The sequence below is a fragment of the Parazoarcus communis genome, from assembly GCF_003111645.1.
In the GTDB taxonomy this organism is placed as follows: domain Bacteria; phylum Pseudomonadota; class Gammaproteobacteria; order Burkholderiales; family Rhodocyclaceae; genus Parazoarcus; species Parazoarcus communis_A.
In genome coordinates this window covers 3,380,377-3,397,445 of record NZ_CP022187.1, presented here as the reverse complement: position 1 = coordinate 3,397,445, position 17,069 = coordinate 3,380,377, and the positions used below count along the sequence as shown (strand labels likewise).

Below are 17,069 nucleotides of genomic sequence, written 5' to 3'. Positions count from 1 at the left end.
ACGCCTGCAGCAGGCACTCAGAACACCGACAGGCCGGTGCGCGCGACGAACATTTCGAGCGCCTTCATGCCCAGCAGCGAGTTGCCGGTCTCGTCCAGTCCCGGCGACCACACGCACAGGCTGAGCGTATCGGGCAGCACGGCCACGATGCCGCCGCCCACCCCGCTCTTGCACGGCAGGCCGATGCGGAAGGCGAACTCGCCGGCCGCGTCGTACGTGCCGCAGGTGAGCATCAGCGAGTTGATGCGACGTGCCTGGCGATCGGAAACCAGCGCCGAGCCATCGAGCGGATGCGCGCCATCGTTGCACAGGTAGCCGATGGCCCGGGCAAGCTGCACGCAGTTCATTGCCACCGAGCACTGGTGAAAATAGAGATCGAGCACCGGCGCAACATCGTTGTCGATATTGCCGAAGCCTTTCATGAAGTTGGCCAGCGCGATGTTGCGAAACCCCGTCGCTGCCTCCGACGCGGCCACCTCCTCGTCAAACGCCACGGCTTCGCCGCAAAGGCTGGAGAGCAGCGCGAGAATCTCGGCCCGCCCATCGCCGCAAGTGCTCACCAGGCGGTCGGCCACCGCAATCGCCCCGGCGTTGATGAAGGGGTTGCGTGGCACGCCGTGTTCGGCTTCGAGCTGCACCAGGGAGTTGAACGGGTTGCCCGAAGGCTCGCGCCCCATGCGCTGCCACAGGACCTCGCCCAGGTTGCGCATGGCGAGAGTGAGCGAGAACACCTTGGAGACACTCTGGATGGAGAACAGCGTCGTCGCATCGCCGGCACAGTACTCCGCGCCCTCGCGGGTGCGCAGTGCAATGCCCAGTTGGTGGGGCGAGACCCGCGCCAGGGCGGGGATGTAGCTCGCCACCTTGCCGGCGCCGAGTTCGGGTTTGAGCGTGCTGACGATGTCGTCGAGTACGGGCTGGAAGTCCATCGTCCTGTCCTTGCGAGTGAGGTGCGGCAGAATGGTGCGGACGCTCAGTGCCTGGGGATACCGTTGCGCACCGTATAGACATACAGCGCCTCGACCTGTTCGCGTGCCCACGGCGTGCGCCGCAGAAACTTGAGACTGGAGGCAATGCTGGGCTCGTGATTGAAGCAGCGGATGTCGATCTGCTGCCCGAGCTCCGCCCACGTGTAGTAGGTCAGCAGTTCGTTGAGGATCTTCTCCAGGGTGAGGCCGTGGAGGGGATTGTTGGGCTGTGCGTCTGCCATGGGCTTGTCTCGGATCGGGGCAGGCGAACGATAGCAGCCCCCCGGCTGCGCCCCAAGTTTTCAGCGGGCGCGACGGAACTGACTATGCCCAGGTATCGATCACGCCACCCGCGGTTCCGGCGGGCGCAGCGGGCACGGGCGGCAAGGCCTCGAGCAGCTGCATTGCGCTCTGCTCCTGGATGTCCATGGCTTTCTTGAGCACCGACATCGACACTTCCTGCTGCAGCTGGGCCGCGGAGTTGGCACTCGCGGCGGCGGCGATGGATGAGACATCCATGTCGCACCTCCTTGTCTGATTCTGGCGAACACGCCAATACCGGGCTTAACGGCAGTGCGCAGAAAAACTTGAATCGCCCCTCACCGTGACCTTGCGCACCAACTTGGTGTTTATCCGAGTACCTTAGTCGGGATAGCACGGGTAACATGACGGGATCTTTCGCGGGCGCCCCTCGCCCCGCCCGCCGCCAATCGAGTCAGCCCCCGCACAATGATTCTGATCCTCAAGTCCTTCCGTTCACTTTACTTTGCCACCCTGCTGATGCTGCTGGGCTCGGGCCTGCTCAGCACTTACCTGGCCTTGCGGGTTGCGGCAACGGCGGACGGCCTGTGGGTGGGTGCCTTGATGACGGCGAACTACGTCGGCCTGGTGCTGGGCGGCAAGGTGGGACACCGGCTGATTGGACGCGTCGGCCACATCCGCGCCTATGTGGCGTGCGCCGGCGTGGTGACGGCGGCCGTGCTCGGTCACGGCCTGACCGACTGGCTGCCGGCGTGGCTGACGCTGCGCATGGTGATCGGCCTGTGCATGATGTGCCAGTACATGGTGATCGAGAGCTGGCTCAACGAACAGTCCCATGCCGAGCAGCGCGGCCAGGTGTTTTCCGGATATATGGGCGCCTCCTATCTCGGCCTGATTCTGGGCCAGCTGGTGCTGGTGGCGCACCCCGAGCTCGGCCTGGAGTTGCTGATGCTGGTCGGGCTGTGTTTTGCCCTGTGCCTGGTGCCGGTTGCCCTCACCCACAAGCTGCACCCGGCCAAGCTGCATCCGGCGCCGCTCGAGCTGCGCTTCTTCTTCAAACGCGTTCCGCTGTCGCTGATCACCATTCTGGTCGCCGGGCTGCTGATTGGCTCCTTCTACGGCCTCGCGCCGCTCTACGGCACGCGCATGGGCCTGACGACCGAGCAGGTCGGTCTGTTCATGGGTAGCTGCATTTTTGCCGGCCTGCTCGTGCAATGGCCGCTGGGCTGGCTGTCGGACCGGCGTGATCGCGTATGGCTGATCAGCCGCTGTGGCGCGGTGCTGGCGGTGTTCGCCCTGCCGCTCGCAGTCTTGCCCGAGGCGCCGATATGGCTGCTGTTCGCGGCGGGCTTTGCGGTGTGCATGCTGCAGTTCTGCCTCTACCCGCTTGCGGTTGCGCTCGCCAACGACCACGTGACCGCAGACCTGCGGGTATCGCTCACCGCCATGCTGCTGCTGACTTTCGGTGTCGGCGCCAGTATCGGCCCACTCCTCGCCGGCGTGCTCATGCGCTTTCTCGGCGCCAACATGCTGTATGTCTTTGTCGCCGTCTGCGCGGCCGTGGTGGCATGGCGGGTGCAGCCTAAGCGTGCGACCCACCTGCATCAGGTCGACGACGCGCCGCTGCATCACATCCCGATGCCCGACAGCACCAGCAGCTCGCCGCTGGCCGCAGCCCTCGACCCGCGGGTCGACGAGCAGATTGCGCAAGAGCAGATGCAGCATGCCGGGCCGGAACAGCAGACGTCCCCCCCGACCGACGAACCCGTCGAGCGGCCTTCAGGCAACTGACGCCGGGCGGGTGCCCTCAGCCTACACCGCGAGACCGACTCAGAGCTGGTTTGGGGGCACGATGCCGTGGCGCTTCATGCGGCGATAAACCGTTGCACGGCACAGCCCGAGCTCAGCCGCTGCCGCAGTCACGCACCACTTGTGGCGCTGCAACGCTTCGAGCAACCATTCCCCCTCACGCTCGCTCCAGCGCGGCCCCGAGCCGGCCATGGACGACATCGCAGTCGGCGCTGGCGCCTGGGGCGCAGGCCTGTGAGCAAGTGACGGCTCCATGAACTCATCGGGCAGATCACACACCCGGATCCGTCCGCTGTCGCTGACCGCGAGCGCAAAGCGCAGCACGTTGCGCAACTGGCGCACGTTGCCCGGCCAGGCATGACCGCACAGCAGGGCCATGGCCGCCGGATCGATGTCGGCTTCGCATCCCATCTCGGCCGCTTCCTCGGCCACGAGCAGATTGATCAGGTAGGTCTTGTCCTCACGCATCCTGAGTGCAGGCAGGTAGAGTGTCGCACCACACAGCCTGTAGTAGAGATCCTCGCGGAACAGACCATCGGCAATCAGCTTGCGCAGGTCACGGTGCGATGCAGCCACCACCGTCAGCCGGATCGGCTGCGCTCTGTCGCTGCCGAGCGGAGTCACCTCCTTTTCGGCCAGCACACGCAGCAGTCGCGTCTGCAGGTGAATGGGCATGTCACCGATTTCGTCGAGGAACAGGGTGCCACCGTCAGCCTGGGCGATCAGCCCCTTCATGCCCTTGCTGCGCCCGCCGGTAAAGGCGCCGGCGGTGTAGCCGAACAGTTCGCTCTCGATCAGCGACTCGGGGATTGCGGCGCAATTGATGGCCACGAACGGTTTGTCGCAGCGGTCGCTCGATTCGTGCAGGGCCTTGGCCACGACCTCCTTGCCGGTCCCGGTTTCGCCGTGCAACAGAATGCAGACCGACTTGTTGACGAGGCGTTTTGCCTGCCTGATCAGACGCTGCATCTGCGGATCATCCCCCGCCAGGCGGTCGAGCGCGGGCGCGCTCACGTCCGGCTCGGCCATCTGCGCCAGCTCCGTCCTGCGACCGGGCGCGACGCTGGGCGAAATCACATGGGCGTAAAACACGTCGTGATCGAAGGTGGTCAGGGCCGTGCGCTCGTTCAGTAAGGCATTGCGCCCAATGCGCCATACCTCGGCACTGCCTTCGCGGAAGATCGAATCGAGCGAACTGCCCACGAGCGCGCAGGACACGCCGCGGTCACTCCCGGCCCTGAGCACGCGGCGCGCACCATTGTTGGCGCCGACAACGACGCCGTCGGCATCGAAAGCCAGCAGCATTTCACCGCTGGCATCGACCATCGGCCACGCCGCACCCAGCCGCAACACGTAGGCTTCGTGGAAGAAACGCATGAAGTTGGCGTCTTCGACCATCTTGGCGTACATCACCGTCAGCTGCAGCGCCAGGTGCTGACTCTCGCGCGGTGAAGGGGAGCTCAGGGCGGAGATGTCGAGCACCCCGAGCAACGCCCCGGTGGGGTCGAACAGCGGCGCACTGTTGCAGGTCAGCGCGATGTGAGACGAGTCAAAGTGATCGATCTGGTGGCAGGTAATCGGGCTGAGATCGGCGATGCATGTACCCACCGCGCAGGTGCCCGCCCGCGCCTCGCTCCAGTCGGCACCGAGGTAGAGACCCGAGCGTCGGAGTTCTCCCTCCCAGCGGTCATTGCCGATAAAGTCCACGGTCACGCCGCTGGCATCGGTCAACAGCAGCACGTAGCCGAGATCGCATACCCGCTTGTAGAGTTGCTCCATACCCGTGCGTGCGACCAGCAAAAAATCCTCGATCTGCTCGCGGTGCTGGCGCAGCTGGCTGTGTTCGATGATGTGTGCAGGCGTCGGCCGGGTGGGGTCGAGATCGTACTCTTCGATGCAGCGCAGCCAGGAACGCTGGATCCGGTCTTTGGATACGTCATTGCTCCGGGCCACGGACAGCACCCGCGAGATATGATCGCGTTGAGCGAGTTGCATTGCCAATGTCTCCTCCATGCGCGCCTTTGCGGGGAGCCCCCCAGGCGTCGGTCGTACGTCAGGCCGTTCGGGCGGCCTGCGTCGTCATTTCCTCATCTTATATCATTCGTAGCATCCTGCCGGCGCACGGCCCGCCCCCCTTCGGCGCAGACCGTGCGCCTTCATTGCAGTCAGGGCAAGGCCTGGGCCAGCGCCACACCACGCTCAACCACCCAGAACGACGCGACCACGAAGCACGGCAGGGCCAGCACCCGTCCATTGGCAAAGTGCGGGCTTCGCCAGTAGCGCCGCAGCAGCCAGAGCAGCGGCGCAGCGACGAGCGACAGGGCAATCTGGCCCAGTTCAATGCCAAGGTTGAAGCCGACGATCAGGCCCGCAAGATTGCCGGCAAGACTCGATGCAGCGTCGGTCAGCGCGAACGAGAAGCCGAACCCGTGGACCAGCCCGACGCAGAACACCACAGGCACGAGCAGGGCGCGCTCGCTTGCCCTCAGTACCCGCCAGCCGGCGTACACGATGGACGCCGCGATCGCCACCTCCACCCCGGGCGCAAACCACGCAAGCGCATTCAACCCGCCGAATGCGCCAGCGCACAGGGTGATCGAGTGCCCCAACGTGAAGGCGAGCGAGGTGCGCGCAAACTGCGCCACGCTCGATGCGCCGAGCACCAGCAAGAGGATGAAGAGCACATGATCGAGCCCGCCGAGCACATGGTGAACGCCCCCCTCGATGTAGTTGAGGAAGCCTGGCTGCGATTCTGCCGCCTGCGCGCCGCCACCACCTGCAGTCGCCGCCCGCGCCGCCTCGATGTCGAATGTGGAGGACAGACTGCCCACGCTCTGATGACTGCCGACACTGCTGTCGTCGCGATGGATGCGCACGATGTTGACAGCACGCTCAGCCAGATCAGGCCACTCGAGGGGACTGCCGGACAAGACCGACTGCACCCCGGGCAGCGGGCGCGGAAAGCGCAGGCGCATGCTGACGACCGCGTCAGCCAGGTCGACCGAGACATCGTCGTACACGGTCACACCATCGCCCACGTTGCGCTCGATCGCTGGCAGATAGGTGAAGGGGTCGCGCGCAGTGAGGGTGTCTATGCGCGCCCCTTCCAGGCTGCCATACGCACCATCGATCTGCAGCGCACGACCGAGGCGCGCCTGCAGCAAGCCGGTGTCGCGACGCAGGGCCGCACCATCCACCACAAGCTGCCCGCGCTCATCGGTGTCGAGGAAGTGCGGTGGCGGCTGATCACCGCCCACAGTCCAGTCGTGCGGCAGCAGCACCATGGCCAGCGGCATCTGCACATACACCCGCAGCGCGCCATCATGCGGCACGACGTGGACGATGCGGGCCATGAAGTCCTGGAAGTGGGCCCTTGCCATGGCGCCATACGACAGCACACAGGCAAGGAGCAGCCAGACAAGCGTGCGGCCCGCGCCGCACGCGAGCCGCGCCCTTACTTGCGCGGGTCCCACAGCCGCTCACTGGTGGTGAGTTCGTAGGCGCGCCCGTCCGGCGCACTCACGAGTTCCAGCTGCATGCCCCACGGTGACATGAAGTAGATCCAGGTCAGCCCCTTGAGCGGCCCGTCGGCAAACAGATGGGGTTCGCCGAGGAACTTCACCCCCTTTGCCTTCATGTCTGCCATCGCCGCCTTCATGTCGTCGACATAGAAGGCAATGTGATGCCCGCCGATGTCACTGTTCTTCGGCCCTTGCTTGCGCTGATCGGGCGAGGTGTATTCGAAGATCTCGAAGTTGGTGCCGTTATTGCATCGCACGAGGTGGGCTACCGGAATCTCGGCGCGCGGATTGACGTTGAGGTTCTCCTTCATCCAGTCGTCCTTGAAGGGACCGAACGGACCAATGGTGAAGAAGGCCTTGCAGCCCATCACGCCCACGAAAAAATCCACCGCCTGTTGTGCATTGGGCACGGTGAAGCCGAAGTGTTCAACACCGCGCATGCCGGGTACGGCAGCGTGCGTGGCCGGCAAGATGGCGGCCAGGGTAAGGGCGGCAACGCAACGACGGAACAGGCGGCCGCTTCTGGAGCTGTTTTCGAGTTTCATTTGAGAGATTCCTTTCATGTTCTGCATTTGTCATTGCTCCTCGCTGCAGGCTTGCTGAGGCGAAAAGGTGGGGGCTCCGCAAGCGGGCCCCCCAAGCTCACGCGAGGAGGAACGCGTTCATCGACTGTGTCGCCCGGAGCACGGACGCTCAGAGTTCGCGCCGCTTCATCGCCCCCGCGATGTATTCCGCCTGCCGGACGGCAAGCGCGACGATGGTGAGCGTGGGGTTGGCCGCGCCACTGGAGGTGAACTGGCTGCCGTCGGACACGAACAGGTTCTTGATGTCGTGCGTCTGCCCCCACTTGTTCACCACACCATCACGCGCCTCTGCGCTCATACGGTTGGTGCCCATGTTGTGGCTTGCCGGATAGGGCGGCATGTCGATCACGCGGGTGGCGCCGATGGCTTCGGACAGCTTGCGCCACTGGCCGAGGCCGTGGCGGCGCATGGCCGCGTCGTTGGTGTGGTCGGTCTTGGTAACGATGGGGATGGGCAGACCGTGCTGATCCTTTTCGGTCGCATGGAGGGTGATACTGTTCTCCTCCTGCGCCAGATCCTCTCCGCATACCCACACGCAGCTCATGTGGTCAAACTTCTCCAGCGCCGAGCTCACCTCGCGGCCCCAGCCACCGGGCTTCATGAAGGCGGCGGCGAAGGGCAGGTGCAGGGCGAGGCCCTCAAGGTGATAGCCACCGACGAAGCCACGGTCGGGGTTGTTGGGCACTTCGTCGGACACCACCGCGGCGATGTCGAAGCCCCGGTACATGTACACCGGCCCGGGATTGATGGTGAGCGCCGCCGCCGTGGTGTGGTTCATGTAGTTGCGGCCGACCTGTCCCGAGGAGTTGGCGAGGCCGTCGGGGAACATCGAGGATGCCGAGTTGAGCAGCAGGCGTGGCGACTCGATGGAGTTGCCGGCAACGCACACCACACGCGCCTTCTGAAGATGCTGACGTCCGTCCTTGTCGGCATAGAGCACGCCGGTGGCCTTGCCGCTGCTGTCATGCTCGATGCGCAGGACCATGCTCTGCGGTCGCAGTTCGGCGTGACCGGTCTCCATCGCACGCGGGATCTCCGAGTACAGCGTCGACCACTTGGCGCCGATCTTGCACCCCTGCATGCAGTAGCCGATCTGCTGACAGGCGGGGCGACCATCGTTGGGGCGCGTGTTGGAAGCCACAGGGCGCACGATCTCCTTGTAGCCGATCTTGCGTGCGCCGGCCTCGATCACCTTATAGTGGTTGTTGGGCGGCATCGGCGGCAGGCCGCTGGCCTTGGTGCCCGCCACACCCATCTTGCGTTCGGCGATGTCGTAGTACGGCGCCAGTTCTTCGTAGCTGATCGGCCAGTCGAGCACATTGGCACCCGGCACGTGGCCGTAGGTGCTGCGGGTCTTGAATTCGTGCTCCATGAAGCGCAGCGCCAGGCCGGACCAGTGCATGGTCGATCCGCCCACGCCCTTGACGATCCACGCCGGCAGGTTGGGATAGGTCTCGGTATGGTGCCAGCCGCCGGCCGAGATGCGCTTGTCGAGCCACGAGATCTTGGCAAACATGGCCCACTCGTCGTTCTCGAAATCCTCCTGGGTGTGGTGCTTGCCCGCCTCGAGGATCACCACGTCGATACCCTGCCGGGTCAGTTCGTCGGCCAGCGTGCCACCGCCCGCGCCGGAGCCGACGATGACGACGACGCTGTTGTCGTCCTTGGAAAAGGTCTTGCTCATGTCTCTTGTCTCCGTCTGTTCTTATGGATGTGCGGGATCAGGCCTGGGGCAGCCAGTCGATATCGTCGAAACCGCGATCGACGTAGCCGCCCTTCTCCCACGACGAGCCCTCCTCGCCGAACAGCGGCCATACCGCCTTGTTGTTGTAGAAGCCGGTCACCATGTCGCCCTTGATCTTCTGGAAGAAGGCGCCGCGCTCGATCGCATACAGCAGGCCCAGACGTTCGGTTTCGGTGGGAACGTCGGCATAGGGCTTCCTGAAGCTCGCCATGGCGAGGCGGTCGAGCTGGGCGACGCCGTCGAGAATCAGCTTCTTGAGCGCGGGGTCCTTGGCCGCCATCGCGTCGTAGGGCTCGATCGCGAGCATGTAGTAGCGATCCGAGATCCTGTCGTGGGGGAAGATGTCGCGCGCCATGACCAGCAGGGTCTTGCCCGGACCCGCGCCAAGCTGGGTGAAGCCCGCGGCGAGGGCATCACGCGCAGGCATCATCAGGCTGCCCGCGGACAGCGCGGTCACGCTCGCCGCCGCCACGCCAGAACCTTTGAGAAATCCGCGCCGGCTGACGGTGATCCGTTTTTCAACGACGCGCATGCCCTGCGCTGCAGGGGTGTTGCGGTGTTCGTCCTTCATGATGTCTCCTCTTGTTTTGTACTGCCTGGTCGTAACTTGGATTTCGCGGATTCAGGCCGCCACGGAATGGGTTGGAAACGGGTTGGAAAGCGGGACCGGGTGCACACCGAGCACATCGGTCAGCATCTGGTGCAGGGCCGAGGCGAAGCCCTCGACCAGCGGCGCTGACCCGAGCGCTTCCTCGCACGACGTCGTCCGACGTTCCAGCGCTGCCCTGTCTCCGGCGGGGCGGTCGAGGGTGTCGCACAGCAGCGTCCAGTCCGGGCGCGCAAGCAGGGTGCCCGAGGTGAGCAGTACCCCGTGCCGCCGGCGCAGCTGCGCGAGGCCAACGATCTTGCGACCGTCGACCACGACCTCCCACGGCGACAGGCCGCCGAAGCAGGCCCAGCCCAGGGCGGGATCTGCGGTGCTGCCGCGCACGTCGGCAGGCGACAGGGCGTGTGCGGCAATGCCCATGTCGCGCAGCAGGCCCGCGATCAGCACCCCCAGCCAGCGGTAGCTGGTGACCGTGCCCCCCGCCAGCAGCCGGTGGTCGGGCGGCAGCAGGATGGAGGTGCTGAGCATCCACGGCCCGGTGAGCACCGCGCCGCCGCCCGAACTGCGCTGGACGAGCTCGCAACCGGCGGGACGCGAACGCGCCTGATTAAGCAATGCCGCCTGTGAGCAGCCGAACACCACGCCCGGCGCGCGATAGGTCCACAAGCGCAGCTGCGGTTCGCGCACCGGCGCCTGGAGCAGCGCCTCATGCCAGCGCTGCTCGTCGGTACTGCTCACCATGGCAAGGCGGGGCTCAGCGTCGTACATCACAGATCCGCCGACTCGATGCGGCGCGCGAGGTCGCCCAGAAAAAGCGCCGCCGGGTATCCATCCACCGCGCGGTGGTCGAACACCAGGTGCAGGCCCATCATCGGTGCGATGACGACTTCGCCATTGCGCGCAACAGGCTTGTCGAGCACCCGTGTCACCCCGAGGATCGCGACCTGCGGCGGATTGATGATCGGCGAGAAGCTGTCGATCGCGGTCGTGCCGAGGTTGGTCACGGTGAAGGTGCCGCGCTGGTAGTAGCCGGCACCGAGCGCCCCTGCCCGTGCACCGGAGGCGACCTGCCTGAGCGCATCCGAGAGTGCCGGCAGGGCCAGCCGGTCGGTATTGCGGATGACCGGCACCATCAGGCCGTCGTCGAGACTGACGGCGACCCCGATGTTGATCTCGGGCATGAGCTCAACCGCCTTGTCGCGCATCAGTGCGTTGAGTCGCGGATGTTCGCGCAGGGTGAGGGCAAGCGCACGCAGCACCAGTACGGTGAGCGACACCTTGTCGCCGGCTGCGGCGAGGTCGCGGCGCAGCGCCTCGCAACGGCTCACATCCACCTCGACCGAGTGCAGAACGCGCGGAATCTGCCAGCCCTGCCCCATGTTGCGGGCAATGGCGCCGCGCAACCCGGTGAGCGGAATCATCTGCGCAGCCGGCACGTCGGCTGCTTGCACAGTGCTTGCGGGGGCATTCATGATCAGCCCTCGATCACCGCAAGCACGGCGCCGCGACCGAAAGTGTCGTCAACTGCGACCTTCAGTGCGGCCACCTTGCCGCCGCAGGGGGCAAGGATCTCGTGCGTGGTTTTCACCAGCTCGGCCACGGCCAGGATCTGCCCGGCCTCGACACTGTCGCCCTCGGCCACCTGCCACTCCTGCAGCAAGGCTTCGGTTCCCTCTTCCACATCCGCCCACACGGCGTCGTCCATCACGATATCGGTCATGTGTGTTCTCGCTTTCAGTTCAGGTTGAGTTGCATCAGGTCGCGCACCGCGGCGGCAATGCCATCCACCTGCGGAATGGCAAAGTCTTCGAGCGGGCGGCTGAAGGGAATGGGCACATCGGGCACGGCCAGGCGGCGGATCGGCGCCTTGAGCTTCACGCGGTCGAGATGCTCGGCGACGATCGCCGCGATCTCGCCGGAGAGCCCGAAGGACAGGTAGTCCTCGTCGGCCACCAGCAGGCGGCCGGTCTTGGCCACCGAGCGCAGCACGGCCTCCCTGTCGAGCGGCACCAGGGTGCGCAGGTCGATGATCTCGACGTCGATGCCTTCGGCGGCGAGCTTGTCCGCTGCCAGCACGGCCTTCTGCACCATCTGCGACAGGGTGACGATGGTCAGGTCGCGGCCCTCGCGCACCACCTTGGCCTCGCCGAAGGGGATGGTGTAGGGCTCGAGCGGAACGGCGTTGGTGCTGCCCTCGTAATAGGACATCCACGACAGCCCCATGATGCCCTTGTGATACATGAACACCACCGGGTTGTCGTCGCGGATCGCCGCCGTCATCAGGCCCTTGGCGTCATAGGCGTTGGACGGCACGACGACCTTGAGGCCGGGCACATGAGCGAAGATGCCGTAAAGACATTGCGAGTGCTGGGCGGCGTCGTTGTAGCCGCCACCGATGCCGGTGGTGATCACCACCGGGTACTTGGTGTTGCCACCCGACATGTAGGTGTTCTTGGCGAGGTGGTTGTAGATCTGGTCGAAACACACGCCGAAGAAATCCACGAACATGAGTTCGGAGATCGGCCGCAGGCCTTCGGCAGCAGCGCCGATGGCCGCGCCCATGAAGCCGGTTTCGGAAATCGGCGTATCCATGATGCGGTCGGGGCCGAACTTGTCGAGCAGGCCGGTGGTGGCGCTGAAAATGCCACCGTACTTGCCCACGTCTTCACCCATCACGAAGACGCGCTGGTCGCGCTCCATCTCCTGGGCCACCGCCTCCGAGATGGCCTGCGCCATGGTCAGGGTGCGGACTTTGGTTTCTGTTGTCATCGCTGTTTCCTCTCGTCGCGGGTCCGGTTCAGTCGGCAAACACGTGAAGCAGGGCTTCGGACGGTTCGGGATAGGGGCTGTTGCGGCCAAACGCATAGGCCGCCTCGATGCGCTCGCTCACGGCCTTGCGCAGGCTGGCGTCGCTGGTGTCGTCGAGCAGGTCGCGCGAGCGCAGCAGCGCGCCAAGCGCCGGGATGGGGTCGTGGGTGCGCAATTCCTGCGCTTCGCCCTTGGGGCGGTAGGTTTCGGGGTCGCCCTGGAAGTGGCCGAGGTAACGGTCGGTCTTGACCTCGATCAGCGTCGGGCCTTCGCCACGACGCGCCCGTGCCACGGCCTCACCGGCCGCGCGGAACACCGCAACGGCATCGTTGGTCTCCACCAGCACGCCGGGCATGCCATAGCCGGCCGCGCGGTCGGCGTTCGACTCGATCGAGGTGGAGTCCTGCTTCTCCACCGAGATGCCGTACTTGTTGTCTTCGCACACGAAAATCACCGGCAGCTTCCACAGCGAGGCCAGGTTGAGCGCTTCATGAAAGGCGCCCTGGTTGGCAGCGCCTTCACCGAAGAAGCCAATCGCCACCCAGTCCTTGCCCAGCTTCTTAGCCGCCAGCGCCGCACCGCAGGCTTGTGGTGCGGAGGCACCGACGATGCCGCTGCAGGAGAACTTCACCGCCGGGTCGAACAGGTGCATGTGCCCGCCCTTGCCGCGGCCCAGGCCCGTGGCCTTGCCGAACATCTCGGCGGTCATCGCGTTCAGGTCGACGTTCTTGGCAATCGCGAAGTGATGCGGCCGGTGCGCGCCAACCACCGAGTCTTCCGTCCTCAGGTGGGCACACACGCCCACTGCAACCGGCTCCTGTCCGGCTGCGAGGTGCATCTCGCCCGGCACCGGGCCACCACCGATATCGAAGGCGAGGCCTTTCTGAATCTTGGGGGGGAGCTTGCCCTCGAGATAGACCTTGGCCATGGTCTCCTCGTACTCGCGAATCTCCACCATCTTTTCGTACATCCACAGCAACTGTTCGGATGTCGGGTCCATAGCAGGTGTCTCCTCTAAACGTCTTGTTGGCCGGCGAATCGCCGTGTGTCGCATCCGGCCCCGTCAGCGGCCGGCTTGCCCTTCGTCATCGCAAGAGCAATGCCAGGCGCCGACCGACAGCCAAAGAAGCGCCTCAACCCCTTGTTTTCAATGTTTTAAAGATTATTTTTCCGGCACACATCGAAGCGCCACGGACTCCGATGTGTCGCAGCGACAGCGACAGATGTCGCTGCGCATTAAACGGATGTCCGCCTGGCGCTACGTGTCCTCGGCACGGACGAGGATGGGAGATCGAACAGACTTGCCCGGTCCTCCCGAGGGGTCCGCCGGCAGCCGCATGGCAACGCCAGAACGCAAGCCTGTGGACGTCACGGCTGTAACGGATGTCGCACACAAACAGCGACAGCTGTCACCGCGCAGAGACAGGAAGAATTCCGCCAAGCCATTGTTTTTATGTACTTCTTTTTGTGGCAGGAAAGTTGCGTAGTGCCCATCGTGTCTTGCATCAACGCCTGGCACGACCGCGGTGACAGTCGCAGGCCTTCGTGGCGACCATTGCCGGCAAAATCAAAAAATCAGGAGACAAAGGATGTTCGGACTGAGCTCTTACCCACCAGCCCCGAAACGCATGGCAGCCGCACTGGCCATGGCAGCCGGCCTGGGCTGCGGCGCACCGACCCAGGCCCAGGTCACGTTCGACGTGATCGGCCCTCATGAATACGAACTACCCGTCGGATTCAAACCCTTCAACGTATTCGTCCAGTACGCGACCTTCCAGGACAGCAACCGACTGTGGGATTCGCGCAGCAAACGCAAAGATGCACCTGGTGCGGACGTCATCGTAGGCATGTCGAAGTACGTCCGTTTCTGGTCGCCGGAATCGCATCCGGATATCGGCATTGCCTACGAGATCATCGTGCCGGAAGTGAGCATCCGCAGTAGCGCCAACCGCAGCTCGTCCAGTGGTATCGGCGACCCGCTCACCGGACCGGCGATCTGGTACAAGCCCTCAGCCAATGCCACGCTGGGCTTCCAGACCTTCATGCAAGTGCCGGTTGGCGACTCGGACGTCGGTGGCGGCGACGTGTGGAAGAACTACTCGAGCCTGTTCTGGGACCTGCAGCTCGGCAAGGTGAGCTACACCGCCGATGCCGGCTTTGTGTTCTTCGGCAAGTCCACCGACGCCGACGCCACGCCCGGCACCATCTTTCATACCAACCATCGCTTGGGATATGCCATGGGCGACGTGATTGAACCCTTCATCGCCCTCGACTACGAGTCGCAGGCTGCATGGACGAACAAGGCCACTGGCGCGCGCAACCCGCGCAATCACGAACTCACAGCCGGTCTGGGCGTGATGTTCAAGTACTACGGCAACCAGTCGCTGACCCTGCGCTACTCCGGCGGCATCGAGGGCAAGAACCGCGCAGCGACCAACAGCCTGAATCTCAAGTACGCCTACGCCTGGTAAGCACCCGTGCTGCACCTGACACCGGCCCGACCCGCGCCGGACGCAGCCATCCACACCGGAAAATATACGGAGACACCATGAAGCCAAGCATCCGCCTCACCCCCCTTGTACTGTCCCTGACCTGCGCCAGTGTCATCGCCGCAACCAGCGCCGGTCCCGGCTCGGTCGACCCCGACAACTGGCCGCAGTATCACCGCACCTCCAATGCCTGGCGCTACAGCCCGCTGACCGAGATCAACAAGGACACGGTCAAGAACCTGAAAGTGGCGTGGATCCACCAGCCGGGCAACATCACCCACGGGCTGCAGGCCACGCCGATCGTGATCGACGGCGTGCTGTACTACATCTCGGCCAACAACAACGTGTGGGCGGTAGACGCAGCCAGCGGCAAGACCCTGTGGCACTTCGAACCCAAGCTCGACCCGCTGTCAAAGCAGGTGTTCTATGCAGCGGCCAGCCGCGGTGTGACCGTAGGCCGTGGCAAGGTCTTCCTCGGCACACTCGATGGGCGCTTTGTCGCCCTCGATCAGAAAACCGGCAAACAGCTTTGGTCCACCCAGCTCACCGACCTCAAGACCCAGTACGGCGCGCTGTTCTCGGCGCCGCCGCAACTGGCGGGAGACGTCCTGTTCGGCGGTACCACCGGCGGCGATCAGCCGATCGCGGGCAAAATCTACGCGGTGAATGCGGACACCGGCAAACCGGTATGGAATTTCGAGATCATCAAGGACGACCCCAAGAGCTGGCCCGGCGACAGCGGCAAGGTCGGCGGCGGGTCGGCCTGGATGCCGGGCACCTACGACGCCGAATCGGACACGATCTACATCGGCACCTCGAACGCAGCGCCCGACTACTACACACCGGGACGCGAGGGCGACAACAAATACACCGCCACCCTGCTCGCGCTGGACCCCAAGTCGGGAAAGCTGAAGTGGCATCGTCAGGAGATCCCGCACGACACCTGGGATTTCGACTCCGCCTACGAGGCGCTGGTGGTGAAGAAGGACGGCAAGGATGTGATCGTCCATCTGAACAAGAGCGGCTTCGTGTTCGTGATGGACAAGGCTGACGGCAAGCTTGAGAACGTGTGGCAGTTCGCCGAGAACATGAACTGGGCCAAGGGCATCGACCCGAAGACCGGCGAGCTCATCGAGCCGCGCCGCCCGCAGCCGGGCAAGCGCGAACTGCTGTGCCCCAACCTGCTGGGCGCACGCAGCTGGAACCACGGCGCCTACAACCCCGGCACCGGCCTGTGGTACTCGCACGGCATGGAAGTGTGCAACGAAGTGGTGTCGGGCAAGGACGATCCTGCAAGCCTGCGAGCGATTTCGGCGCTCTCACTCGGCATCGACGAGATCAAGCTGGTAGCGCCGCCGGGCGGAAAGAAGCCTGACGGCCGCCTCGATGCGCGCGACCCGCTCACCGGCAAGCTGAAGTGGAGCGTGCGCTATGAACTGCCACCACTGAGCAGCGTGCTCACCACCGCTGGCGGGCTGGTGTTTACAGGTGACATGGAAGGCCATCTGTATGCCTACGATGCCGACAACGGCAAAGCCTTGTGGCAGTTCAGTGCCGGGTCGGGGGTACGCGGTGGACCGGTGAGCTACGCGGTCAATGGAAAGCAGTACATCGTGATTCCGACCGGTCTCGGCTCCCACGCCCCCGGCTTTCTCGCCGGCGCCTTCCCCCAGATCAAGGATCTGCCGGGCGGCGCAGCCCTGATCGGCTTCACGCTCGATTAAGGCACCCGCCCATCTGCAGGGGCCGGCGATGTCGTTCGCGCCCCTGCGCAGACCATCACACCCGAACGAATGGAGTTGCACATGAACCGGAATGACCGCGCATTCGCCCTGACCGCCATGGCCCAACGCAATTCACTGGGCCTCCTCGCAGCCATCCTGCTTTCACTGTGGGCTGTCACCCCCGCCTTCGCCGTCGCTCCGCCTGCCGACAGCCCGCGCACACAGCAGGCAGCGCCCGCTCCCAGGGGCGGCGCAGTATTGCCATTCGACCTCATGGACCCGGCCCGCATCGAGACCGGGCGCAAGCGCTTCGCAAAAACCTGCGCGGGCTACTGCCACGGCCACGAAGGAATCGGCGGGCGGGCCCCCGACTTCAAGGGCCGCACCGACCTGAGTGCCGAAGAAGCCTTCAAGACCATCTCGGAAGGACGCCAGACAGCCGACGTCATGCCGCCCTGGGGCGAGGCGTTCTCGGAAGAACAGATCTGGGAGCTCGTGGCCTATCTGAAACACCTGGGACGCCAGTCCGTCGATTGAACGGCGCTCACGGCGGA

The 17,069-nt window shown here is 64.8% G+C and carries 17 protein-coding genes; 4 read left to right on the top strand and 13 right to left on the bottom strand.

Annotation, left to right across the window (positions count from 1 at the left end; all coding sequences use genetic code 11):
• Positions 1-17 precede the first annotated feature (17 nt).
• From CEW83_RS15470 to CEW83_RS15460, 3 genes are all read right to left on the bottom strand, one after another.
• On the bottom strand, positions 18-929 hold the full coding sequence (locus CEW83_RS15470; RefSeq protein WP_108950133.1) for a glutaminase: 912 nt from the start codon (positions 927-929) through the stop codon (positions 18-20).
• A gap of 44 nt (positions 930-973) precedes the next feature.
• The gene (locus CEW83_RS15465; RefSeq protein ID WP_108950132.1) at positions 974-1,210 is read right to left on the bottom strand and encodes a VF530 family DNA-binding protein; all 237 of its coding nucleotides are present in this window, start codon (positions 1,208-1,210) and stop codon (positions 974-976) included.
• A gap of 82 nt (positions 1,211-1,292) precedes the next feature.
• Complete coding sequence (locus CEW83_RS15460) at positions 1,293-1,487, bottom strand: YjfB family protein (protein ID WP_108950131.1); 195 nt, start codon at positions 1,485-1,487, stop codon at positions 1,293-1,295.
• Between the two features lie 210 nt (positions 1,488-1,697).
• On the opposite strand from CEW83_RS15460, the gene CEW83_RS15455 reads away from it, so the two are divergent.
• Complete coding sequence (locus tag CEW83_RS15455; protein WP_108950130.1) at positions 1,698-3,020, top strand: MFS transporter; 1,323 nt, start codon at positions 1,698-1,700, stop codon at positions 3,018-3,020.
• Between the two features lie 39 nt (positions 3,021-3,059).
• Here CEW83_RS15455 and CEW83_RS15450 read toward each other — a convergent pair whose 3' ends face one another.
• The 10 genes from CEW83_RS15450 to CEW83_RS15405 form a co-directional block, all read right to left on the bottom strand.
• Entirely contained in the window at positions 3,060-5,033 is a 1,974-nt protein-coding gene (locus tag CEW83_RS15450) for a sigma-54-dependent Fis family transcriptional regulator (protein ID WP_108950129.1), read from the bottom strand.
• Between the two features lie 170 nt (positions 5,034-5,203).
• Positions 5,204-6,418, bottom strand: a complete 1,215-nt coding sequence (locus CEW83_RS15445) for a HupE/UreJ family protein (RefSeq protein ID WP_108950128.1) — start codon at positions 6,416-6,418, stop codon at positions 5,204-5,206.
• A 74-nt stretch (positions 6,419-6,492) separates the two neighbouring features.
• Positions 6,493-7,104 (bottom strand): VOC family protein, encoded by a 612-nt coding sequence (locus CEW83_RS15440; RefSeq protein ID WP_108950127.1) that lies wholly within the window; start codon positions 7,102-7,104, stop codon positions 6,493-6,495.
• A gap of 148 nt (positions 7,105-7,252) precedes the next feature.
• A complete protein-coding gene (locus CEW83_RS15435; protein ID WP_108950126.1) occupies positions 7,253-8,827 on the bottom strand; it encodes a GMC family oxidoreductase in 1,575 nt (524 codons plus the stop codon).
• Between the two features lie 37 nt (positions 8,828-8,864).
• Positions 8,865-9,458: a twin-arginine translocation signal domain-containing protein gene (locus CEW83_RS15430; protein ID WP_234418855.1), complete on the bottom strand. Its 594-nt coding sequence runs from the start codon at positions 9,456-9,458 to the stop codon at positions 8,865-8,867.
• A gap of 51 nt (positions 9,459-9,509) precedes the next feature.
• Complete coding sequence (locus tag CEW83_RS15425) at positions 9,510-10,262, bottom strand: lipoate--protein ligase family protein (RefSeq protein ID WP_108950125.1); 753 nt, start codon at positions 10,260-10,262, stop codon at positions 9,510-9,512.
• A complete protein-coding gene (locus tag CEW83_RS15420) occupies positions 10,262-10,966 on the bottom strand; it encodes a 2-oxo acid dehydrogenase subunit E2 (RefSeq protein ID WP_108950124.1) in 705 nt (234 codons plus the stop codon). Before CEW83_RS15420 ends, CEW83_RS15425 begins: the two co-directional genes overlap by 1 nt.
• Positions 10,967-10,968: 2 nt before the next feature.
• Complete coding sequence (locus tag CEW83_RS15415; protein WP_108950123.1) at positions 10,969-11,214, bottom strand: lipoyl domain-containing protein; 246 nt, start codon at positions 11,212-11,214, stop codon at positions 10,969-10,971.
• 14 nt (positions 11,215-11,228) lie between these two features.
• Complete coding sequence (locus tag CEW83_RS15410; RefSeq protein WP_108950122.1) at positions 11,229-12,263, bottom strand: alpha-ketoacid dehydrogenase subunit beta; 1,035 nt, start codon at positions 12,261-12,263, stop codon at positions 11,229-11,231.
• Positions 12,264-12,291: 28 nt separating this feature from the next.
• Positions 12,292-13,302, bottom strand: a complete 1,011-nt coding sequence (locus CEW83_RS15405; protein ID WP_108950121.1) for a thiamine pyrophosphate-dependent dehydrogenase E1 component subunit alpha — start codon at positions 13,300-13,302, stop codon at positions 12,292-12,294.
• A 589-nt stretch (positions 13,303-13,891) separates the two neighbouring features.
• Between CEW83_RS15405 and CEW83_RS15400 the strand changes: the two genes are divergently transcribed.
• From CEW83_RS15400 to CEW83_RS15390, 3 genes are all read left to right on the top strand, one after another.
• The gene (locus tag CEW83_RS15400) at positions 13,892-14,773 is read left to right on the top strand and encodes a transporter (RefSeq protein ID WP_108950120.1); all 882 of its coding nucleotides are present in this window, start codon (positions 13,892-13,894) and stop codon (positions 14,771-14,773) included.
• A 77-nt stretch (positions 14,774-14,850) separates the two neighbouring features.
• A complete protein-coding gene (locus CEW83_RS15395) occupies positions 14,851-16,515 on the top strand; it encodes a pyrroloquinoline quinone-dependent dehydrogenase (protein WP_108950119.1) in 1,665 nt (554 codons plus the stop codon).
• Between the two features lie 81 nt (positions 16,516-16,596).
• Positions 16,597-17,052 carry a c-type cytochrome gene (locus CEW83_RS15390; RefSeq protein ID WP_234418853.1) on the top strand — a complete coding sequence of 152 codons (456 nt, stop codon included), beginning with the start codon at positions 16,597-16,599 and terminating at the stop codon, positions 17,050-17,052.
• The last annotated feature ends 17 nt before the right edge of the window (positions 17,053-17,069 follow it).